The organism is Streptomyces sp. XH2, from assembly GCF_049725035.1.
Lineage (GTDB): Bacteria > Actinomycetota > Actinomycetes > Streptomycetales > Streptomycetaceae > Streptomyces > Streptomyces roseoverticillatus.
In genome coordinates this window covers 24,741-45,236 of record NZ_JBMMMZ010000021.1, presented here as the reverse complement: position 1 = coordinate 45,236, position 20,496 = coordinate 24,741, and the positions used below count along the sequence as shown (strand labels likewise).

20 protein-coding genes are annotated in these 20,496 nt (G+C 71.0%); 15 read left to right on the top strand and 5 right to left on the bottom strand.

The window, feature by feature from the left end; all coding sequences use genetic code 11:
- Window positions 1–33: 33 nt before the first annotated feature.
- Window positions 34–1,239: an alpha/beta hydrolase gene (locus tag ACOTKD_RS34590; protein WP_424892954.1), complete on the bottom strand. Its 1,206-nt coding sequence runs from the start codon at window positions 1,237–1,239 to the stop codon at window positions 34–36.
- 176 nt (window positions 1,240–1,415) lie between these two features.
- Between ACOTKD_RS34590 and ACOTKD_RS34585 the strand changes: the two genes are divergently transcribed.
- Window positions 1,416–2,078, top strand: a complete 663-nt coding sequence (locus ACOTKD_RS34585) for a ScbR family autoregulator-binding transcription factor (protein ID WP_424892953.1) — start codon at window positions 1,416–1,418, stop codon at window positions 2,076–2,078.
- 435 nt (window positions 2,079–2,513) lie between these two features.
- Here the strand turns inward: ACOTKD_RS34585 and ACOTKD_RS34580 are convergent, their stop codons facing one another.
- Window positions 2,514–3,110 (bottom strand): TetR/AcrR family transcriptional regulator, encoded by a 597-nt coding sequence (locus ACOTKD_RS34580; RefSeq protein WP_424892952.1) that lies wholly within the window; start codon window positions 3,108–3,110, stop codon window positions 2,514–2,516.
- Window positions 3,111–3,560: 450 nt separating this feature from the next.
- Between ACOTKD_RS34580 and ACOTKD_RS34575 the strand changes: the two genes are divergently transcribed.
- The 3 genes from ACOTKD_RS34575 to ACOTKD_RS34565 all read left to right on the top strand — a co-directional run bounded on the left by ACOTKD_RS34575 (window position 3,561) and on the right by ACOTKD_RS34565 (window position 5,550).
- Window positions 3,561–4,214 (top strand): DsbA family oxidoreductase, encoded by a 654-nt coding sequence (locus ACOTKD_RS34575; protein WP_424892951.1) that lies wholly within the window; start codon window positions 3,561–3,563, stop codon window positions 4,212–4,214.
- Between the two features lie 160 nt (window positions 4,215–4,374).
- Window positions 4,375–4,824: a rodlin gene (locus ACOTKD_RS34570; RefSeq protein ID WP_424892950.1), complete on the top strand. Its 450-nt coding sequence runs from the start codon at window positions 4,375–4,377 to the stop codon at window positions 4,822–4,824.
- 198 nt (window positions 4,825–5,022) lie between these two features.
- Window positions 5,023–5,550 carry a rodlin gene (locus ACOTKD_RS34565; RefSeq protein ID WP_424892949.1) on the top strand — a complete coding sequence of 176 codons (528 nt, stop codon included), beginning with the start codon at window positions 5,023–5,025 and terminating at the stop codon, window positions 5,548–5,550.
- Between the two features lie 72 nt (window positions 5,551–5,622).
- On the opposite strand, the gene ACOTKD_RS34560 is transcribed toward ACOTKD_RS34565, so the two are convergent.
- The gene (locus ACOTKD_RS34560) at window positions 5,623–6,819 is read right to left on the bottom strand and encodes a 3-hydroxybenzoate 6-monooxygenase (protein ID WP_424892948.1); all 1,197 of its coding nucleotides are present in this window, start codon (window positions 6,817–6,819) and stop codon (window positions 5,623–5,625) included.
- A gap of 85 nt (window positions 6,820–6,904) precedes the next feature.
- Window positions 6,905–7,609: an SDR family NAD(P)-dependent oxidoreductase gene (locus tag ACOTKD_RS34555; protein ID WP_424892947.1), complete on the bottom strand. Its 705-nt coding sequence runs from the start codon at window positions 7,607–7,609 to the stop codon at window positions 6,905–6,907.
- 309 nt (window positions 7,610–7,918) lie between these two features.
- Between ACOTKD_RS34555 and ACOTKD_RS34550 the strand changes: the two genes are divergently transcribed.
- From ACOTKD_RS34550 to ACOTKD_RS34540, 3 genes are read left to right on the top strand one after another with little or no spacing between them, the layout of a single operon-like run.
- Window positions 7,919–8,389, top strand: coding sequence for an AtaL-like protein (locus tag ACOTKD_RS34550; RefSeq protein WP_424892946.1), 471 nt, complete (start codon window positions 7,919–7,921; stop codon window positions 8,387–8,389).
- Window positions 8,382–10,049, top strand: a complete 1,668-nt coding sequence (locus ACOTKD_RS34545; protein ID WP_424892945.1) for an FAD-binding oxidoreductase — start codon at window positions 8,382–8,384, stop codon at window positions 10,047–10,049. The genes ACOTKD_RS34550 and ACOTKD_RS34545 overlap by 8 nt, the downstream gene beginning before the upstream one ends.
- Window positions 10,050–10,064: 15 nt before the next feature.
- Window positions 10,065–11,579, top strand: coding sequence for an MFS transporter (locus ACOTKD_RS34540; RefSeq protein ID WP_424892944.1), 1,515 nt, complete (start codon window positions 10,065–10,067; stop codon window positions 11,577–11,579).
- A gap of 527 nt (window positions 11,580–12,106) precedes the next feature.
- Here ACOTKD_RS34540 and ACOTKD_RS34535 read toward each other — a convergent pair.
- Entirely contained in the window at window positions 12,107–12,880 is a 774-nt protein-coding gene (locus ACOTKD_RS34535) for a 2,3-dihydro-2,3-dihydroxybenzoate dehydrogenase (RefSeq protein WP_424892943.1), read from the bottom strand.
- Window positions 12,881–13,064: 184 nt separating this feature from the next.
- On the opposite strand from ACOTKD_RS34535, the gene ACOTKD_RS34530 reads away from it, so the two are divergent.
- The 8 genes from ACOTKD_RS34530 to ACOTKD_RS34495 all read left to right on the top strand — a co-directional run bounded on the left by ACOTKD_RS34530 (window position 13,065) and on the right by ACOTKD_RS34495 (window position 20,351).
- A complete protein-coding gene (locus ACOTKD_RS34530; RefSeq protein WP_424892942.1) occupies window positions 13,065–13,577 on the top strand; it encodes a cupin domain-containing protein in 513 nt (170 codons plus the stop codon).
- A gap of 191 nt (window positions 13,578–13,768) precedes the next feature.
- On the top strand, window positions 13,769–15,583 hold the full coding sequence (locus ACOTKD_RS34525) for a type IV secretory system conjugative DNA transfer family protein (RefSeq protein WP_424892941.1): 1,815 nt from the start codon (window positions 13,769–13,771) through the stop codon (window positions 15,581–15,583).
- A gap of 36 nt (window positions 15,584–15,619) precedes the next feature.
- Window positions 15,620–16,735 (top strand): hypothetical protein, encoded by a 1,116-nt coding sequence (locus ACOTKD_RS34520; RefSeq protein WP_424892940.1) that lies wholly within the window; start codon window positions 15,620–15,622, stop codon window positions 16,733–16,735.
- Window positions 16,732–17,406, top strand: coding sequence for a hypothetical protein (locus ACOTKD_RS34515; protein WP_424892939.1), 675 nt, complete (start codon window positions 16,732–16,734; stop codon window positions 17,404–17,406). The genes ACOTKD_RS34520 and ACOTKD_RS34515 overlap by 4 nt, the downstream gene beginning before the upstream one ends.
- Complete coding sequence (locus ACOTKD_RS34510) at window positions 17,406–17,897, top strand: hypothetical protein (protein ID WP_424892938.1); 492 nt, start codon at window positions 17,406–17,408, stop codon at window positions 17,895–17,897. Before ACOTKD_RS34515 ends, ACOTKD_RS34510 begins: the two co-directional genes overlap by 1 nt.
- Window positions 17,894–18,850, top strand: a complete 957-nt coding sequence (locus ACOTKD_RS34505) for a hypothetical protein (protein WP_424892937.1) — start codon at window positions 17,894–17,896, stop codon at window positions 18,848–18,850. Before ACOTKD_RS34510 ends, ACOTKD_RS34505 begins: the two co-directional genes overlap by 4 nt.
- Window positions 18,851–18,882: 32 nt before the next feature.
- On the top strand, window positions 18,883–19,377 hold the full coding sequence (locus tag ACOTKD_RS34500; RefSeq protein ID WP_424892936.1) for a hypothetical protein: 495 nt from the start codon (window positions 18,883–18,885) through the stop codon (window positions 19,375–19,377).
- Window positions 19,374–20,351: a hypothetical protein gene (locus tag ACOTKD_RS34495; protein WP_424892935.1), complete on the top strand. Its 978-nt coding sequence runs from the start codon at window positions 19,374–19,376 to the stop codon at window positions 20,349–20,351. Before ACOTKD_RS34500 ends, ACOTKD_RS34495 begins: the two co-directional genes overlap by 4 nt.
- Window positions 20,352–20,496 lie beyond the last annotated feature (145 nt).

The following is a 20,496-nucleotide window of genomic DNA, read 5'->3' as shown; positions in this document are numbered from 1 at the left end:
ACGACTGACGTCGATGACAACTGACGTCGGCGATCAGGGGGCTTCGGCCGGGGCACCGGCGCCCTCGGCCTCCCCGCCCGGAGCCTCGCCGCCGCCCGGAGCCTCGGCGTCCGCGGGCTGGTCGCCCGGCGACCGGACGCCCGGCGGCGGACCGCTCGGCACCTGCCCGCCCGGACCCGCCAGCTCCTCGCTGAGCCAGGCGAACGCGGCCGGGTACATCGAGATCCACGTGTGGTAGTTGTGGCCGCCGGCCGGCGCGAGCATCGTCCGCAGCCGGACGCCGCTGCCGGCCGCGGCCTGCTCGAACTGTTCGATGAGGGACGGCGGGCTGGACCGGTCCTGCCGCGACGTCGCCAGGAACAGCCCCACGCCCTCACCGGCCCCCGCCGGCTTCGCGTGGGCCACCAGCCACGTGGGGCTGTTGTGCTCCCGCAGGACCGGATCGGTCAGGGCGCCCTGCTCGCCGTTGAGCGGGTCGGGGTCGAGGGCCGCGCCCGCGCCGAAGACCCGCGGGTACTGCAGGGGCAGCTTCGCCGCGCAGTAGCCGCCGGTCGAGATGCCCAGCAGCCCCCACGACCGGGGGCCCTTCCCCGTACGGAAGTGCTGCCGGACCACCTCCGGGACGTCGGTGGAGAGCCAGGTGGCGATCTTGTGGCCGGGGATGTCGGCGCAGTCCGTGTCCAGCCCGCCGGGGTTGATCACCGGCACGGCCAGGATGAACGGGTGGGTCGCCCCCGCGCGCAGCAGCTTCGCGAAGGCCGCCGGCATGTGGCCCTGGTCCAGCCACGACTGCGCCGAACCGGGGATGCCGTGCAGCAGGATCACCACGGGAAACGGCGTGTGGCGGAAGCGCGGCTCGTCGTACTGCGGCGGCGTCCACACCATCACCTGACCGGACAGCGCCGAACGGGGGCCCCGTACGTACGTCTGCTGCATGCCCGCGTCCCCGCGCAGGAAGCGGGCGCGGTCGGGCGGCGGCCCCGGCATCGCCACCGGCCCGCTGCCGCCGGCCCGGCCCAGCAGGTCGTCCCACGAGGCGTACAGCCCGTAACTCGTGTTGATCCACGCCGCCACCACGCAGATGGCCGTCACCTGGCACAGCCCGATCAGCAGCACGCGCGCGAGCCAGCGGGCGGGGGCCGGGCCGGGAATCCTCGACCAGAGGAGGAGGGTGGCCAGCACAGCGCCCGCCGTCGCCGCGGCCAGCGCGGCGAAGAACGCGGTTCCGGTGAGACTCATCGCTCCCATAGATATCCCATAGATACACGTTGGCTGGTTCGCTCTCCTCCCTTGACGCGGTTGTGCTGCATACGCTCGACGCCGCGGGCGCGCCCGGTACCGGCTGCGGCCGCTGGATGCCCAGCCCTCCACCGCGCGGAGGCGGTGAGCGGGGCCCATCGATTCGGAGGCGTGCCGTGGCCAAGCAGGACCGTGCGATCAGGACTCGACAGACCATCCTGGAAGCGGCCGCGGTGGTGTTCGACGAACGGGGCTACGACGCCGCCACGATCAACGAGATCCTCGCCCGGGCCGAGGTCACCAAGGGCGCGTTGTACTTCCACTTCCCCTCGAAAGAGGACCTCGCACTCGCCGTCATCGACGCCCAGGCCGAGGCGACGTCCACGCTGCTGGACCTGCCCGGGGGGTGCCGGATGCAGCGGCTCGTCGACCTCGGCATGGTCTTCGCCCACCAACTGCTCGTCGACCCCGTGCTGCGGGGGAGCGTGCGGCTGACCATGGAGCACGGCTCCGCGGCGCTCCTCCACCGGAGTGGGCCCTTCACCGGGTGGATCGAGCTCCACACGCGGCTGCTGGCCGAAGGCAAGGAACGGGGCGAAGTCTTACCGGACGTCGTGCCGGCGGAGGTCGCGGAGCTGATCGTAGGGGCGTTCGGGGGGATCAACGCGCTGTCGCAGTCGGTCTCCGACCGCGCCGACCTCGAACGCCGCGCGATCGTTCTCTACGAGCACCTCATGCCGTCCATTGCCGTCCCCGCCGTCCTGGCCCGCCTGGACATGGCCCCGGGCCGTGGGGCGCGGGCGCTGGCGCTGGCGACGCTGGAACCGGTCGGCGCGTAGCGCCTCCGGCGGGGGTGGGGGGTGTCGCCTGTGCCCAGCGAGGGTTTCGGCGCCGGCCGCCCCCTCCGCCGCGGCGGTGTTGTGCTGCGACGACGCCGTGCGGCCTGGGCGGCCGGCTGGGTGATGCCGTACGGCCTGGGGCCGTTTCGGCACCGCCGGTGGCGTGGGTGGGGGTTGCCCGCCGTGGCGGCGGCGGTGTTCGGTCGGGCGGCGGTGGGACGGTGGCGCGCCGGCTGCCTCTCTTCCGCCGCAGCGGTGATGTGCCATGACGGTGGCCTTCGGCGGTGCCGTGCGGCCTAAGGCTTGTTCGGCACCGCCGGTGGCGTGGGTGGGGGTTGTTCGCCGTCGCGGCGGGAGGGGGCCCCGGCGGTGTCGTGCGGACCGGGGCGTGGCAGGTGCCGCGTCCGGCAAGGGCCCGGCACCGCCGGGTGAGTCTCAGGCCGGGTCCGGGGACATCGTCGGGGTCTGCGCGCCGGACAGCGTGGTCAGGGCCACGTCCAGGAGCGCCGCCCGCCGCTGCTCCGCCGTGCCGACCGTCGCCGCGCACGGCGTGAACGCCCCGAAGTGCACGGTGAGCACCGCGCTGGCGACCCGCATGCGACAGTCGAACTCCAGGTCACCCGCGTGCATGAGCCGCGAGATCGCGGTCACCCGGTCGCTGAGCTCGCGGCCGACGGCCAGGTCCCGCAGCGTCGCCTGGTTCTCCTGCAGGATGTGGTAGATCGGCATGGCCGAGGCGAGCGCGGCGCTGTACCGCCGCAGCAGCTCCCGCTTCGTCTCCATCGTGGGCGGTTGTTCCTCCGCCCAGGCGATGAGTTCGTCGACCGGCCTCCCCAGGTCGCTGGAGATCGCGCCGAGGATGTCCTCCTTCGTCTTGAAGTGGTAGTACAGCGCCGCCTTCGTGACGCCGAGCTCCTCGGCGATCTCCCGTAGCGACGTCTTCTCGTAACCACGCGAGACGAAGAGGTCCAGGGCCGTTTTCTGGATGCGCTCCCGGGTGTCGCTCCTGCGCGCCTGAGGGGTGCTGCCCATGGGTCTCTCCTGCCGTTGTCGTGAACCTGTCGCCCCCCAGGCAACCTACTTGACGCCCGGTCAGCTGGCAGTCCGCCTTCCCGCTGTCCCAACTGGCCGCGCCGGCAAGCAAGTGGGCGTGCCGGGCCGCCGCCGCACATGCCAGGGAGAGTGGAGATCATGCCGCAGAAAAGGCCCCCGGCGGGCTCGCAGCGGCCGACCGCGACATCACCGACACGCAATACATACATTGTCGTGGTCAGAATGGTCGCGTGGTGGCCAAGTGGCCATAGGGGCAGCGGACATGGGGCGTGGAACGGACCCGAACCCGTCACCTCGTGAGGCGTGCATCGGCACCCATTCCTTGACATTCCCGCTTGACGGTCCACAGGCCATGTCCTACGTTCCGTCCTGGCTAGCCAACCGACCGGCAAGTAAGCGGTGGCCGGCGAGCGCGGAGGGGGGATCCGGGTGGTCAAGGCGGACATGGTGCTGGACGTCATCTGCGTCCACTCCTACATCGGGTTCACCCGCCTCGTGCGCGCCGCGGACCGCCTCCGCGCCCGCGGCACCGCGGTCGGCATCACCTTCCGCCCGTACGAGATCGCCCCGGCCGCCTCCGACAGCCCCCAGCTCCTGATGCCCGTGCTGGAACGGGCGCTCGGCTCGTACGCCGCGACCCAGACCGAGCTGTTCACCTGGCAGGCCGCCCGCGACGGACTCGGACTCCGCTACGACCTGGCCGTCGCCACCGGCACCTTCCGCGCCCACCTGCTCATCGCACTCGCCGCCGGACAGGGCCGCGCCGAGGCCGTGGTCGAACGGCTGTTCCGCGCGCACTTCACCGAGGGCGAGCACATCGCCGCCGAGGACGTGCTGCGGGACGTGGCGGAGGAGTGCGGGGTGGACCTCGCGCCGTACGGACCGGGCGTGCTGGCCCGCACCTCCCCCGCGGCGGAGGAGCTCCGCGGCGAGTTGCACCGGCTGCGGCACCACGGCGTCACGGGCGCGCCCCTCTTCCGGATCGCCGACGGCCCGGTCCTGCTGGGAGTGCAGAGCGAGCACGTCCTGTACGAGGCGCTGGCGCAGGCGGCCGCGCCCGCACCGACGGCACCCCGCCGCTGATATCCATATCACTGCCCTCCCTATTTACATTTGTCGGCCAGTCCTACGTGCCGCTATCCCACTGGCTCGAATGAGTGAAAGCCCGGAACCTCCGTATAGGGGCGGAGTTATTCAGAACGCTTTCCCAGTGGGGGCGCTACACGATCGAAAGGCTTAGGACGTGCTCAACAAGGTAATTGCCACGGCAGCCCTGACGGCGTCCGCCGTCGGCACCATGGCCGGCCCCGCGATGGCCATCGGGAACGACCAGGATGTCGCCAACGGCAACGCCGCGAAGACCGGTTACGGCAACACGCACACCGGCGGCATCCAAAGCCCGCAGATGAGCCTGATCCAGGGCACGCTGAACAAGCCGTGTCTGGGCATCGGCAAGATCGGCATCCAGTCCGTGCTGGCGCTGCTCAACATCGGCATCCAGGACATCCCGATCCTCACGTCGCAGCAGCAGCAGCAGTGCACCGACAACTCCACGATCAGCGACGGGGACGACCCGCTGTCGCACATCCTCTCGGAGATCCCGATCATCTCGGGCAACGGTTCCGGCAACAAGACCGAGGGCGGCCACGGCCACCACGGCTTCGGCGGACACCCGGGCTTCGGCGGTCACTGAGCATCGCGGTAGTCGGACGGAATTCCCCCTGCGGCGGGTGTGCGGGCCCCGCGGCAGGGGGATTCCCCTTTTCCGGACCTGGGCCGAATGAGTGAAGGGCCGTAGCCGGTAATAACCTCCGGCAAATTCCCTAGTTAGGCAGAGAGCTCAGACAGCTCAGAGATCCCGTAATCGTCGAGCCAGAACGAGGAACCAAGCGTGATCAAGAAAGTAGTGGCCACGACCGCACTCGTGGCTTCCGCGGCCGGCGTGTCGGCGACCCCCGCGATGGCCGTCGGCGACGGCCAGGACGTTGCGAACGCCAACGGCGCCGGGCAGATGTACGGAAACACCTGGACGGGCGGCTACATGAGCCCGCAGATGGGCCTGATCAACGGCTCGCTGAACAAGCCGTGCATCGGCATCGGCAAGCTCGGCGCCCAGTCCCTGCTGGCGCTCATCAACATCGGCCTCCAGGACATTCCGATCCTCTCCTCGCAGCAGCAGCAGTCCTGCACGGAGAACTCCACGATCAGCGACGGGGACGACCCGCTGTCGCACATCCTGGACGAGATCCCGATCATCTCGGGCAACGGCTCCTGGAACGACCGGGACGAGCACCACCACGGCCACCACCATCACCACCACGGCGGCTTCGGCCACCACGACCGTGACGACGACGACCACCGCGGCGGACACGGCGGTCACGACGATCACGACGACTGGCACCACGGGCACGGCCACTGACGGCAGGACCCCCCACACCACGGACGCCCCCGGTTTCCCCGGGGGCGTCCGTGCGGGTGGAGGCGCCGGCGATCAGCGGACCCCCGCGTGCAGCCACGCCACCTTGTCGTACAGCTCGTCCGCCGTCAGGGAGCACAGCATCAGGTTGCGGGCCCGGGCCGCCTCACCCACCGGGTGGTACAGCTGCCTGCCCATCTCGCGCGCCACCAGCTGCGTCCGCGCCGTGCGCTCGCTGCGCGCCGCGTTGTACTTCTCCAGCCGCCGCTCCAGAGCCGGCTCGCCCGGCTCCGCGCCGCGCAGCAGCTCGCCCAGCAGCACCGCGTCCTCCAGCGCCATGCACGCGCCCTGCGCCGCGTACTGCAGCATGGGGTGCGCGGCGTCGCCCAGCAGCGTCACCCGGCCGTCCGTCCAGCCCGCCACCGGGTCGCGGTCGCACAGCACCCACGCCCGCCAGCCCTTGCCGAGCTCCAGCAGCCGCCGCGCGGCGTGCCCCAGCTCCGGGAACTCGGCGACGACCGCCCCGGCGGGCACCGGCACCCCCGTCACCACCTCGGAAGCGGCGTCGTCGCGGGTCGCCGCCAGGTTCAGGCACTTGCCGCCCGCGATGGGGTAGTGCACGAAGTGCCACTTGGGACCGGCCCACAGCGTGACGCTGTTCCAGCGCAGCTCCTGCGGCACCTGGTCCATGGGGATCACCGAACGGTAGATGGTGTGCCCCGACACGCGCGGGTCGCCGTCGCCCACGAGCTGACGGCGCACGGCCGAGCGGATGCCGTCCGCGCCGACCAGCACGTCGCCGTGGAAGGCGCGTCCGGTGCACGTGATGGCGGTGACGCCGCCCGTGCCGTCCCCCTTCTTGTCGGCCTGCTCGTAGCGCACCACGTAGTGACCGCCGAGGAGAGCGACGGCGGGGTGGGCGCGGCAGGCGTCGAGCAGCGCCTGGTAGAGGTCGCCGCGGTGCACGACGGCGTACGGATTGCCGAAGCGCTCCCGGTAGGCGCCGGTCAGCGGCATGCGGGCGATCCGCTCGCCCGTCGTGCCGTCCATGAACTGCAGTTCGTCGATCAGCACGGCCCGCGCGCGGACCGCGGCACCCACGCCGAGGCTGTCGAGGGCATGGAAGGCGTTCGGGCCGAGCTGGATGCCGGCCCCGACCTCGCCGAAGACGTCGCTGCGCTCCAGCACGGTCGCCCGGTGACCCTGCCGGGCGACGGACAGGGCGGCGGCGAGGCCGCCGATCCCGCCGCCGGCGATAAGGATGTTGGCCATGTCGTCTCTCGCAGTCCTCTCGGTGACGCGGGGGCTTCGTGATGCGGGTGACGCAGGTGACGCGGGGGGCTTCGGGAGGGAGGAGTCAGGCGGCGGTCTTGCGGTCCAGGACCAGGTCGTGGCCGACGACGTAGGACGCCTCGTCGGAGGCCAGCCACAGCACGGTGTCGGCGATCTCCTCGACCTTCGCGCCGCGGCCCAGCGGGCACGGGCTGATGGCGTTGATGCGGATGCCCTTGCCGATGTACTCGCGCGCGGCGGTCTGGGTGAGCGTGCTCACGGCCGCCTTCGACGCGGCGTACGCACCGAGTCCCGGCAGCATGCCCTGGCTGCCGATGTTGCTGGCGGTGTTCACGATCACGCCGCCGCCGTTGCGCTCCATGTGGGCGATCTCGTGCTTCATGGAAAGCCAGACCCCGGTCAGGTTGGCGGCCAGGGTCTCGCCCCACACGCTCTCGCAGATCTCCGCCACGGGCTGGTTGGGGCCGAGTTCGGTGACATTGTTGAAAGCGACGTCGATGCGGCCGTGCCGCTCGACGACGGCGGCCACGATGGCTTCGGCATCGGAGGCCCCGCCGTTCTCGCCGTGCTGGGTCACGTCGGCAATTCCGCAACTGGCGCTGCCGCCCAGTGCCTTGATCTCCTCAACGGTGTCGTGCAGCATTTCCGGGTGCCGGCCGGCGACCACGACCTCGGCCCCCTCGCGTGCGAAGGCGAAGGCGGCGGCGCGGCCGATCCCTTCCCCGCCCCCGGTGACCAGGACAACCTTGCCTGCGAATCGCTTGGACATCGCGTCTCCCCTGTTTCCGTCGCGGCACCGCGGCCGAGTCAACTGCCTTCAGCATCAGGGGAATCGGCGCCGTACGGGTGCATATGCCTTTGACTTCGTCAGGTGCCGCCATCTGACGAAGTAGCGGGAAGAGCTTCGACCGGGCCGGGAAATGCGGCGAAGACTTCGAGTGCCGACCGGTTCCTGGTTCTCGGTTGCCGGTCCCGGTTTCCGGTTCCCGGTCCCGGCTTCCGGCCCGGCTTCCGGTTCCCGGCCCGGCTTCCGGCCCCGGTTCCTCCGGTAATTCCGCCGCTGCCCGCAGGAGAACGCATGATCACGCTTTCGTGGACCCGTAAGGTCGATGACGCCGCCGACGCGCCCTGCACCACACGCGAACGGCTGTGGCGCGTCCTGCTGCACAAGGCGGAGAATCCCGTCGGCTACGTGCCGGCGATCACCGAGTGCCGGATCCTCGAACGCTACGAGGACGGGTTCCTGCGCGAGGCCCGGCGCGGCGCGCGGCTGCTCGTCCAGCGCGTCACACCGGACGAGGCGGCCGGGCGCATCACCTTCCGGCACGCGGACTCCTCCGACATCGCGGTGATCACCAACCAGATGGGCGAGGACGAGCACGGCAACCTCACGCTCACCCTCAGCATCAGCCTCACCGAGGCGCCCTCGTCGGCCGTGCTCCGCGAGAACGCGTACCTCCACGAGCTGGACGCCGACTTCGCCGCGACCCTCGACGCCATGACGACGGTGCTGCGGCAGCACGCGCTGCGGGGACTCGGAGATGAGTGACGGCGGGGCGCGGCGGCGGTACTCGCGGCGGCAGGTCGTCGCGGGGGCGGCGGCCGTGGGCGCGGGCGCGGCCTTGGCGGGTCCGCCGGGCCCGGCGCGGGCCGTGGCCGCCGACGGGGGCGGGGGCGCAGGTGCGGGCGGGGGCGCGCCTGGCGCCTTCGGGCCGCTCACCGTCCGGCCCTCCGACCGGCGCTACGCCGACCTCGCCCGGGGCGCCAACCGCCGCTGGACCGGCACGCCCGACGCCGTACGCCTGGTGGGTTCGTCCGACCAGGTGCTCGCGGCCGTCCAGGAGGCGGTCGACACCGGCCGCAAGCCGGCCGTGCGCAGCGGGGGCCACTGCTACGAGGACTTCGTGACCTCGGACGACGTGCGCCTCGTCATCGACACGAGCTTTCTGGCCGGGGTCGGCTACGACCCGGCCCGGTGCGCCTTCTTCATCGAGCCCGGCGCCCGGCTGGGGGACGTCTACCGCGCCCTGTACAAGGGCTGGGGCGTCACCGTGCCCGGCGGAACGTGCCCCACGGTGGGCGCGGGCGGTCACATCGTGGGCGGCGGCTACGGCGCGCTGTCGCGGCTGCACGGGCTCGTCGTGGACCACCTGTACGGGGTCGAGGCCGTCGTCGTCGACGCGAACGGCACCGCCAGGAAGGTGCTCGCCACGCGGGAGGAGAACGACCCGCTGCGCGAGCTGCTGTGGGCGCACACGGGGGCGGGCGGCGGATCGCTCGGGGTCGTGACGCGGTACTGGATGCGCGCGCCGGGCGCGAGCGGCACCGATCCGGCGGGGCTGCTTCCGCAGCCGCCGTCCGAACTGCTGGTCTCCACGGTCTCGTGGCCGTGGGAGGGCATGAGCGAGGCGGCGTTCTGCACGATCCTGCGGAACTACGGGCGGTGGTGCGAGCGCAACAGCGCGCCCGGATCCCCGTACGCGAGCCTGTTCAGCCAGCTGAAGCCGGCGCACCGGTCGGCCGGGGCGTTCTCCATGACGACGCAGATCGACGCGTCGGTGCCGGACGCGGCCGGGCTGCTCGACGCCTTCCTGGCCGAGGTCGGGCGGGGCGCGGGCATCGCCCACCGCGTGGACGACCGGCGGACGATCCCCTGGCTGCACGCCACCACGTCCTGGCCGGGCTTCACCGCGCCCGACACCACGATGCGGTTCAAGGCCAAGTCCGCGTACATGCGGAAGGGCTTTCCGGAGGACCAGCTCAAGGCCTTCCACCGGCACCTGACCCGGGACGACTTCTCCGGGCCGATGTCGCTGGTGATGATCAGCGCGTACGGGGGGCGGGTGAACGCGGTGTCCGCGGGGGACACCGCCGTGCCGCAGCGGGACTCCGTGATGAAGCTGCACTACGTGACCTTCTGGCAGGACGCGGCCGACGACGCGCGGCACCTGGCCTGGATCCGCGAGTTCTACCAGGACGTCTACGCGGCGTCCGGGGGCGTGCCGAGGCCGGGGGACGTGACGGACGGGTGCTTCGTCAACTACGCGGACGCGGACCTCAACGAGGCGCGGTGGAACGGGTCCGGAGTGCCGTGGCACGAGCTGTATTTCAAGGGGAACTACCGCCGGCTGCAGGCGGCGAAGGCGCGGTGGGACCCGAGGGACGTGTTCCGGCACGGGCAGTCGGTACGGCTTCCGGGCCGGACCTGAGGAGAGTAGGCAAAGATGTCATCCGGTTTCACACCGGCTCCGGGGGACGCGTCCGTGACCGCGGTCGCCCGCACCGGACGCGGTTTCGCCCTGCTGGGCGCCGTGCAGGTCGTCCTGATCCTGGCCATCACGATGCTGTCGCCGGCGCTGCCGGCGATCCAGAGCGACCTCGGGCTGTCCGGTGCGCAGCTGACGCTGGTCAGCGCGGCGTACGGGCTGTCGTTCAGCGGCCTGCTGATGCTGGGCGGGCGGCTCGCGGACCTGCTCGGGCGGCGCCGGGCGCTGGTGGCGGGGGCCGCGGTCTTCGGCCTCGCGTCGGCGGTGGCGGGGCTCGGGCCCGGGTTCGCGTTCCTGCTCGGGGGCCGCTTCCTGCAGGGCGTCGGGGCGGCACTGGCGGCGCCCGCGGCGATGTCCCTCGTCCGCTCCCTCTACCCCGACGAGGCGCGGCACGCACGGGCCCTTGCGGTGTGGGGCGGGCTGGCCGGGTTCGGGGCGACGGCGGGGATGCTGCTGTCCGGCACGGTCTCGACGTGGGTGTCGTGGCGGTGGGCGTTCGCGGTTCCGGTGGCGGTGTCGCTGGCCGCCGTGGTCGCGGCGCGGCGGCTGCTGCCGGCGGGGCCCGCGCCGGTGCGGGTGAAGCTGGACGTGCCCGGTGCGGTGCTGGTCACCGCCGGGCTGACCGTCATGAGCTACGGGCTCGTGCAGGCCGGCGAGCGGCCCTGGGGCGCGGGCGTCGTGTGGGGGCCGGTCGTGGCCGGGGTGCTGCTGCTGGCCGCGTTCGCGGTGGTGGAGCTGAAGGTGGCCGACCCGCTGGTGCCGCTGGGGTTCCTGGCGCGGCGGCACCGGGCCACGGCGCTGTGGGCCGTCTTCATCGGCTCCGCCGGAATGTCCACGATCTTCTTCCTGCTGTCGCTGTACTTCCAGGACGTGCGGGACGCGTCTCCGCTGCTCACATCGGCGGCCTTCCTGCCGTTCAGCGCGGCCCAGGTCGTGACCGGCATGCTCGCCGGGCGGCTGATCGGGCGGTTCGGCGGGCGGGCGGTCATGGTGGGCGGGCTGGTGGTCGCGGCCGGCGGGCTGGTGCTGATCGGGCAGCTGGGGGCTTCCAGCCCGTACGCGGGGGCCATGCTGGCCGGCCTGATCGTCTTCCCCGTCGGGATCGCGTGCGTGTTCTCCGGGTCGACCGTCGTCGCCCTGGAGGACGTCGAGGACTCGCGGGCGGGGCTCGCCGGCGGCGTCGTCAACACCGCGATGGAAGTCGGCCCGACCGTCGGCCTCGCCATCCTCGTCTCCCTCGCCACGGCCCACGCGACGGGCTTGCGTTCCGCCGGCGAGACGGCCGGCTCCGCCACGTCCGGCGGCTACGCCTTCGCTCTCCTCCTCGCGGCGGGCGCCTTCGCGGCGAGCGCGGTGGGGGCGGGGGTGGCGTTGCGGGGCCGGCGGAAACGCGTCCCGGGTGCGTCGGCGCCTCATCCGCCGGCGGGGGTGGCGCGCGGCGCGGAGGGGGCGGGCACGCGGGTCGGAGGGTGAAGGGGCGCTCCCCTTCGCCCCGCGGCAACGCGCTGGCGGCTGAAGGGGGCCGCCCCCTTCTTTCCGCCGCGATGGCGATCAGTCACCGCGGCGGTATTCGGCGGTGCCGTGCCGGCCTTGGCGGTGTATGGCACCGCCGGTTTCCGTCGTAGGGGTGGGGCGCCGTTGCGGCGGGGGGTTTGTTGCGTGGCAACGGGCTGGTGGTTGAAGGCTGAGGGGGCCTGCCTTGAGCGGGCTGGCTTGCGGGCGGTGGGCTGGAAGGGGGCGGGCCCCCCTTTCTTTCCGCCGTGGTGACGATCGGCCATTGCGGCGGTATTCGGCGGTGCCGTGCCGGCCTTGGCGGTGTATGGCACCGCCGGTTTCCGTCGTCGTGGTGGCGTGCGGTTGCGGCGAGGGTTCGTCGCTCCGTACGGCGCAGCCGTCCGGCCCCGCACGGCGCAGCCGCCCCGCCCCGACCCGTACGTCGGCGAGCGCCGTCGCGCGGCAGGGACTGCCCGGCGACGGCGCTCGAATCCGTAGACGTGCCGTCAGACACCCAGCGCCGCACCCCCGTCCACCGTCAGGTCATGCATCGTGATGTGGGACGCCGCGTCCGAGAGGAGGAACACCACCGCTTGGGCGACATTCTCCGGACGGGCCAGTTTCCGTAGCGGAATGCCCACGCGGAACGAACTCGCAACCCCTTCGATCGACGCCTTCCGCGCCGCGGCCTCGTCCTTCCACATATCGCTGAGCATCGGTGTCTCCGTGGACCCCGGCGCCACCAGATTGCACCGGATCCCGTATTTGGCGACCTCCAGCCCCAGGCACTTGGTGAACATCGTGGCGGCCGCCTTCGACGCCGAATAGGCCGCCATCTCCACCCGCGCCGTACCGGCCGCGTTGGAGGCAACCGTCACCACGGCGCCACTGCCCCGCGGCACCATGCGGTTGACGACCGCGCGGGAGACGAAGAAGACGCCGCTGGTGTTGACGGCGAAGGTGAACTTCCAGTCCTCGTCGGTCAGTCGGCGCGCCTCGGAGAGCCGTAGCACGCCGGCCGCGTTGACCAGGTAGTCCAGCGGCCCGAGCGCCCGCTCGACCGCGTCGACGAAGGACTCGACCTCCGGACTGGAGGTGACGTCCCCGGGAAACGCCGCCACGGGCAGCCCGTCCGCGGTGAATTTCTCGACGGAGGCCCGTAGCCGGACCGCGTCCTTGTCGACCGCTGCGACGGTGACACCCCTTTCGGCGAGCGTCCGGACGACCGATTCCCCTATTCCGCCTGCCGCCCCGGTGACGAGAGCGACTTTTCCTTCCATCTGTAAACCTCCATACGCGGGAGTTCATGGCACGTCCGTGACCAATTTTCAGCAAAACTGGATGGCAGGTGAAGCGGGGTTTTCTCACTCCGTCAGGTGAGCGAATAGGAAAACCAAGTGGCCCACGATTCCGGTCGAAAAGTGGACCATGGGACCGGACACCTCGCCCCCTAGATTGATCAACATGAACAGCGCCCAGCACCCCGCCGCCCCCGCCGTCCCCCTCCTCGTCCGCTCCGCCGAGGCCACCGTCCTCAGCGACGCCCCCGGCTCGCTGATCACCCTCCTCGCGGACTCGGACACCACCGGCGGCGCGTTCACGACCAACCGCGCCACGCTCGCCGAGGGCGCGGCCGGCGCCCCGGCGCACTTCCACACCCGTGCCACCGAGTTCTTCCTCGTCCTCGACGGCGCGCTGGAGGTGCTGGTCGGGGAGGACGTCCTCACCCTGCGCAAGAACGACTTCCTCGCCGTACCGCCGGGCACCCCGCACGCGTTCGCCTCCGCGGCCGGTCACTCCGCCGACGCCCTGGTCGTCTTCACGCCGGGCATGGCCCGCTTCGACTACTACCGCCTGCTGGACCGCGTGGCGCGGGGCGAGGCGAGCGTCGAGGAGATCAAGGAGTCGTCGGAGCGGTTCGACAACCACTACGTGGACAGCCCGGCCTGGCGCGCGGCCCGCGCGGCCGTCGCGTAACGCCCTTAGCGGGAGAGCATCCGCGTAACGCCCTTCGTGGGAGACCGTCCGCGTAACACCTTTGCTGCACCCGTCCCCGCCCCCCGCCTCGAACGCCCGGCCTGTCGCACAGAGGTGTTAACGTCGCAGCGATCTGAAGAGATCACATCAAGCAAGGGACGGGGGTCCACGGCGTGGCAGGCGCGCGCGAAGTGGGACGCAAGCACGAGAGCGGCGGACCCAAGGGCGAGATCGCCCTGGCCAAGGGCGCGGGCGTGCTCATCGCCGTCGTCCTCAGCTGGCACCTGGCTGTCTGGGCCACGGCCGACCACATGGCCCTCGGGAACGTCCTGGCCACGGCCGGCGCGCTCGCGAAGCACGAGCCCCTCGCCGGTCTCGGCGACGGCATCGAGCCGGCGTCCGCCCCCGTCACCGTGTCCGCCTGGCTCGGCATCCTGCTCGGCCCGATCGTGATCGTCGTGCTGGCCGTTCGGGCCCGGCACCGCCGTACGCGCGGCGCGGGCGGCGAGGGCCTCGCCTCCGCGACCGAGGCCCGCGACATGCTCGGCGAGAAGCGCGCCCGCGCGGCCGCCAAGATGACGCGCGGGACGTCGTTCACCGGCAAGGACGGCCGCTACGACCCCAAGGCCGCCGCGCGCGCGGAGCTCCGCGAGGTCGGCTGGCTGCTCGGCACGCAGGTCGGCAGCGGGCAGCCGCTGGTGGCCACGCCGGAGGACTCGGTCGCGGTCATCGCCCCGTCCGGCGGCGGCAAGTCCCGCAACGTCGTCATCCCCGCCTGCCTCGACGCCCCCGGTCCGCTCGTCGTCACCTCCACCCGCGCCGACGTCCTCGACGTCATCGCCGAACCGCGCTCGCGCCTCGGCCGGGTGTGGGTCTTCGACCCGCTCGACACGGTCGGCTGGCCGCACAAGATGGTGTGGGACCCGGTGGCCGGCTGTCAGGAGGGCGAGACCGCGACGTCGCGCGCCCTGTCGTTCTCCGTCGGGATGGGCGCGGACGACAGCTCCTCCAGCAACGGCAGCTTCTTCCAGCAGACGGCGTCGTCCGCGCTGACGCGGCTCCTCCACGCCGCGGCGCTGGAGGGCAAGACCATCGAGCACGTCATGCGCTGGGCCACCAACCTGGAGAAGGCCAGCGAACCGCGGGCCATCCTCACCGACCACCCCAACGCCGAGCCCGGCTGGGACGTCCTGCTGCGGTCCGTGTCGACCGGCGCCGATGAGACCGTCGCCTCGACCCGGCAGACCCTCGCCGCCCAGATCGAGCCGCTCGCCCTGCGCAAGGTGCTGCGCTGCGTCACCCCGCAGGAGGGCGTGCCCACCTTCAGCCCGGACGCGTTCGTCGCCTCCCGCGACACCCTCGTCCTCATCAGCGACTCCAACGCGTCGACGAACGTCTCGCCGCTGACGACGATGCTGCTCGGCGAGGTCGTCGACGCGGCGAAGCGGCGCGCCCCGCGCCTGCCGTCCGGCCGGCTGGACCCGTTCCTGCGCCTCGTCCTCGACGAGGTCGCGAACGTCGCCCCGCTGCCGAAGCTGCCGTCGCTGGCCTCCGACGCGCGTGGCTACGGCATCCACATCGTCTACGCCCTGCAGTCCCTGGCCCAGGCCGTGCTCCGGTGGGGCCAGCACGAGGCCGACACGCTGCTCGACAACGCGGCCGCGACGCTCGTCATGGGCGGCCTGAAGGACGTCGAGGCGCTGCGCCGCTTCTCCGAACTCGTCGGCGAGGCCGAGATCATGGAGATCTCGAAGTCCCGCGACAGCCAGCGCCTCTTCGGCTACGGCACCAACGAGGTCGAGCGCGAACGCCGCATCCTCCGCCCCGAGGAGATCCGCCAGCTGCCGCACGGCCGGGCGCTCCTGCTGTTCCGCGGCGCGCCGGGCGTCATCGCCGAGCTGCTGCCGTGGGACCAGCGGCGGGACGGGGCGGCGCTGAAGGCGGCCGAGCACGCGACGCGGGCGTCGCGGATCGGACCGCCGCCGGTGGAGATCCCGGGCGCGTAGGCAGCAGGCGCAGGCAGCAGGCAGCAGGGGGAAGCCATGGAAGACGAACTCCAGCAGGAACTGAAGTCCCTCCGGGAGGAGATCGAAACCCTCCGGGAGTGGCGCACCCAGTTCGAGACGGCGGTCAAGAACTTCGCCTCGGGGACGAAGGCGAACCAGGCCGAGGTCACGGAGGTCGTGTCGGAGGTCATCGACCGGCTGCACGCGGTGGAGGCGGCGACGGCCGGGCCCTCCGCGTCCGGTGCCGGCGACGGCGACGACCACCAGCCGTGGTCCCTCCGTGCCACGGAGGACGACTGGCGCAAGCTCGCGGACTGGCTGGACTGGCTGGGCAAGCACTACGCGCCGCAGCTCCACCTGCGCATCTGGCCGTGCTGGCCGCTGCACGGCGGCGTCACCGAGGAACTGGCCGCCCTGCACGCCTCCTGGCGCGCGGCCACGGCAGCGGACGCGGACCCGTCGCGCGAGGGCAGCGACCTCGCGTACTGGCACCAGATGTGGCTGTGGCCGACGATCGAGCGCATCCGCCAGCACTACATGTTCAGCGAGTGCGAGGACGACCACTCGCCCGACCGCCCGGGCCGCCCGACGGACACGGCGGCGCTGAAGCAGCGCATGGCCGAGGCGGAGGCCGAGCGGCGCCGCCTGGAGCACGCCAGGTACGACTACTTCGTCAAGACGTCACCGAACGGCTATCCGGTGGAGCGCCCGTCGAGCCTGTGGCGCTGCGCCGCCGGGCGCGACGAGGAGTGGGAGTTCCTGTCGCTGCTCGACTGGCAGTGGCACAGGGCGGAGGACACAGACGTCCAGCTGCCGCCTCCGCGTGCCGCCCTGCACGAGGTGACGGCCGACCGGGCCGAGGACCTGCAGGCGGACCGGCAGGGCTGGGTCCGCTACTGGGCCCGGTACGTGGACGAGCAGGACTGGCGGGCGGGCGAGCCCCCGGTGTCGGTCGTCCGCCGGCGCCGCAGCCCCGAGCGCGTCTACGACGAGGCGTTCAAGACCTGGAACGAATGGGGTCCGACACAGGCCGTCCACGACTTCTTCGACGCCCGCCCGTCGAACCCGCCGCACCTGGTGGAGATCGACCCGGCGGAGGCGGAGCGACTGCTGGACGAACTCCACGGCGCGAAGGGGGCGACGGAACTGTGACGACGAAGAAGCCGGTCACGGCCTGGAAGGACGACTCTTCGGGCCCGGGCCGCCGCGTAGAGCTGACAGCGGACCAGAACCAGGCGGTGACGGACCGCTGGGAGGCGGCGCGAGCGGCCCACAAGGGCCTGGACGCGGCGGTGGAAGCCGTCGAGGAGACGCTGCGCGACACGCACGGCGCGAAGCTGGAAGGCAAACAGCACCGCTTGATGGGCCTGAAGGCCTTCCGCCGCAAGGTCGCCCTGCAACTGGACGACCGCGTCCCCCTGGAAAAGATCCTCAGCACCGTCCGCGACCTGAACCGCTACACCCTGACCTTCGCCCCGAACGCCTACACCGAAGGCGTCCGCCATACGTACGCCCTGCTGCACGAACGCGGCTACGCCATCGTTCCCGGCTCGGAGCAGAACACGTGGGAGGACCCGGTGTACAAGGGGTTCCGGGCGGTGTGGCAGCGGCCGGACGGCGCGGTGCGCTTCGAAATCGCCTTCCATACGCCCGACAGTTATCGGGTGAAGACGGAGAACCGCCTTCTCTACGATCTGTACCGCTCGAACCGTCTTCTCCCGCTGGGTGAGGAGACGGATCGGATGGCCGAGGGCCACGAGGACGCCGCGAAGGTCATCCAGAACCAGCGGTACGGCGAGATTCCTGCGAAGGGAAGCAATTGATGAGTGAGCAGTACGAATACTTCGTGAAGGCGGAAGCGCCTTATACGGAAGAGCGGCCGTCAGGCCTTTGGCGCCGGCTGGGCGAGGAGTGGGATTACCTCTCGCTGCTCGACTGGGAGTGGCACAGACTCGGTGAGACCACCGTACGGACACTTCCGGCGATGGACACGCTGTATCCGGTGACGGCGGAGCGGGCGGCAGGCCTGGCGGCCGACCGGCTGGCATTCGTGCGCTATTGGGCGCTTTACGTCGACGAGGAGGACTGGAAGGAGGGCGAGCCGCCCACCACCCTGGTCCGGCGCCGGCGCAGCCCCGAGCGCCTTCTGGACGAATCGTTCCAGGATGGCGACGTCTGGGGTCCGACGAACGCGATCGAAGAGTCCCGGGACCTTCGCACGTCCAACCCGCCTTACCTGAAGGAGCTGAGTGCCGATGAGGCCGAGGCGCTCGCGCAGGAACTGTTCGGTCTGACGGGGGTCACCGAGCTGTGAGCGGTCAAACGGGGGGCTGGAAGGGCGAGGGCTATGAGCTCAGCCCGGAGCAGAATCGTGTCGTCACCCAGCGCTGGGAGCAGGCTGCTGCCGCGCGGGACCGCATGGACGCCATGCTGAAGGACGTCCAGCAGGAGACGGCACAGTCGCACGGCGGCAAGCTGGAGGGCCTGGAGTACTCCCTCAAGGACGTGGATTCGTTCCGGCGCAAGGCCGCAGCGGCCGTCAAGGACAAGAAGGTCCCCGTCGAGAAGACGGCGCGCAAGGTCAACGACCTCAACCGCTACACCCTGACCTTCGAGCCGGACTCCTACACGGAGGGCGTGGAGCGGACGTACGAGCGTCTCCGTGAGCAGGGTTACGAGCCCACGGCGGAGAAGAACACGTGGCAGGACCCGGTGTACAAGGGGGTCAACACCACGTGGCAGCACACGCAGTCCGAGGAAAAATTCGAGCTGCAGTTCCACACTCCGGACGGCTTCAAGGCCAAGATGGAGAACCATGAGCTCTACGAGATATCCCGCAGCAACGATATCGACGAGCTCGCCGAGGGCGATGAGGAGCTGGCGCGGTCCTACCGCAACGCCGCCAATCATCTGCAGAACGAGCGGTACAAGAACGTCAAGATTCCGCCCGGTCAAGAACGCATCGGCGAGCAGCTGATCCGGGATGAGCTCAAGCCCGTGCCCGCGGAGCACGTGGAGCTGATCCGGCAGAAGGAAGCGGAGAAGCTGGCGGAGAACGAGGCCAAGGCCCAAGCCAAAGCCGAAGCCAAAAGGCAGGCGGAGCAGGCATCCCTCACGCTCGACGGACCCGCACAGTCCACCTCCCAAGGCCTACGCGACCACTTGGCCGCCGCGCCCGCCGCGCAAGCGCCCCGGAAGAGGCCCGACGCGCCCAGCATCGACCCCGTTCCGCAGCGGTCCCGCAGCCGGGGCCCGTCGCTGACATAGCGCGGCGACTCCTGAAGCAAGGAAAGCAAATGATGAGTGAGCAGCAGTACGCATACTTCGCCGAGGTGCCGCAGGGCTACACGGTGGACCGGCCCGACGGCCTGTGGCGTCGTCGCGGTGACGCGTGGGAGTACCTGTCCCTCCTGGACTGGCAGTGGCACGACGTGACGGCGACGAACGTGCAGACCCCGCCCGCCCCCGAGGTGCTGCACGCCGTCTCCGAGGAGCACGCGGCCGCGCTGGCGGCCGACCGGCAGGGCTGGGTCCAGTACTGGGCTCACTACTCGAGCCGGCGCGCCTGGGACGACGGGCGTGCGCCGACCACCGTGGTCAGGCGCCGCCGCAGTCCGGAGAACATCCGTGACGAGTCGTTCACCAGCGAGTCGGAATGGGGCCCGACCATGGCGGCCTTCAACGCGTTCGACGGCCGGTCGTCCTCGTCCCCGCACCTTGTCGAGCTCACGGCCGATGAGGCCGAGCAGCTTCTGCAGGAGATCTTCGGCGTCACGGGGGCCACGGAACTGTGAGCGGTGAAGTGGGGGCCTGGCGGGGGAGCAAGGCGGCGGAGGAAGACCATCTGACGCTGACCGAGGACGAGAACCGGATCATCACGAACCGGTGGGAGCAGGCCAGGGCGGCGCGCGGTCATCTCGACGGTGTGGTGAAGGGGATCCAGCAGAGGACCGCCGAGAGCCACGGCAGTCAGGTGGTCGGGCTGGACCACTCTCTGAAGGGGCTCGACTCCTTCCGCCGCAAGGCCGCTGTGGCGCGCAAGGCCGACAACGTGAGTGCCGAGGAAACGGCCGAATACGTCGACGACCTGAATCGCTACACCCTGACCTTCGAGACGGAGAAATACGCCGAAGGCGTGAAGGAGTCGTACGCCCAACTGCGCGAGCAGGGCTACGAGCCGGTCTACGAAGTGAACACCTGGGATGACCCGGTCTACAAGGGGCTGAACACTTCCTGGCGGCACTCGGAGACGAAGGAGCACTTCGAGCTGCAGTTTCATACTCCGGAGAGCTATCAGGCGAAGTCGGAGAACCATGAGCTGTACGAGCTGACGCGTTCCGGGAAGTTCAAGGAGCTCGCCGGGAAGGACGAAGGCCTGGCGAAGCAGTACAAGCAGGCCGCGGATCTGCTCCAGAGCGAGCGCAACAAAATCATCCGCATCCCGCCCGGCCAGGAGCAGTTCGGCGAGCGCGTTATCCGGGCCGAGCTCAATCCGGACGTCAGCCGGGAAGCCGTCGAGGTCGTCCAGGGGAAGGAAGCCGGACTCAAAGCGAAGCATGCGGCTGAAGCCGCGGCTCGCGCGCAATCACAGGCGCAAGCGACTCGGTCCGCCCTCGACATGGACGGCCCGGCACAGGACGAACGCCGGGAGCTCCGCAACAAGTTGGCTACAAAAACGGTTCCGCAGCAGGGCCGGCAGGAGTCCGCGGCTGTGCGCACCGAGCCCCTGCCCGCGCAATCCCGTGGCCGTGGCCCGTCGCTGACGTGAGCCAAGCCACGCAACCGCCGAGGGGGTGCGCGGAAGCGTCCGCCTTGTCGGGAAATTAAGGGCGTCGCATCGATCAAGATCGTTCATATCCGAACGGAAACTGTTCGTCCGAAGTAATTTGACGATCAGTAATGGTCGACGTACT

Bases quoted from the DNA above. Each gene is read 5' to 3' on its own strand.
- ACOTKD_RS34590 (WP_424892954.1), bottom strand. From the start codon at position 1,239: ATGAGTCTCACCGGAACCGCGTTCTTCGCCGCGCTGGCCGCGGCGACG.
- ACOTKD_RS34580 (WP_424892952.1), bottom strand. From the start codon at position 3,110: ATGGGCAGCACCCCTCAGGCGCGCAGGAGCGACACCCGGGAGCGCATC.
- ACOTKD_RS34560 (WP_424892948.1), bottom strand. From the start codon at position 6,819: ATGGCCAACATCCTTATCGCCGGCGGCGGGATCGGCGGCCTCGCCGCC.
- ACOTKD_RS34555 (WP_424892947.1), bottom strand. From the start codon at position 7,609: ATGTCCAAGCGATTCGCAGGCAAGGTTGTCCTGGTCACCGGGGGCGGG.
- ACOTKD_RS34550 (WP_424892946.1), top strand. From the start codon at position 7,919: ATGATCACGCTTTCGTGGACCCGTAAGGTCGATGACGCCGCCGACGCG.
- ACOTKD_RS34545 (WP_424892945.1), top strand. From the start codon at position 8,382: ATGAGTGACGGCGGGGCGCGGCGGCGGTACTCGCGGCGGCAGGTCGTC.
- ACOTKD_RS34540 (WP_424892944.1), top strand. From the start codon at position 10,065: ATGTCATCCGGTTTCACACCGGCTCCGGGGGACGCGTCCGTGACCGCG.
- ACOTKD_RS34535 (WP_424892943.1), bottom strand. From the start codon at position 12,880: ATGGAAGGAAAAGTCGCTCTCGTCACCGGGGCGGCAGGCGGAATAGGG.
- ACOTKD_RS34530 (WP_424892942.1), top strand. From the start codon at position 13,065: ATGAACAGCGCCCAGCACCCCGCCGCCCCCGCCGTCCCCCTCCTCGTC.
- ACOTKD_RS34520 (WP_424892940.1), top strand. From the start codon at position 15,620: ATGGAAGACGAACTCCAGCAGGAACTGAAGTCCCTCCGGGAGGAGATC.
- ACOTKD_RS34510 (WP_424892938.1), top strand. From the start codon at position 17,406: ATGAGTGAGCAGTACGAATACTTCGTGAAGGCGGAAGCGCCTTATACG.
- ACOTKD_RS34500 (WP_424892936.1), top strand. From the start codon at position 18,883: ATGAGTGAGCAGCAGTACGCATACTTCGCCGAGGTGCCGCAGGGCTAC.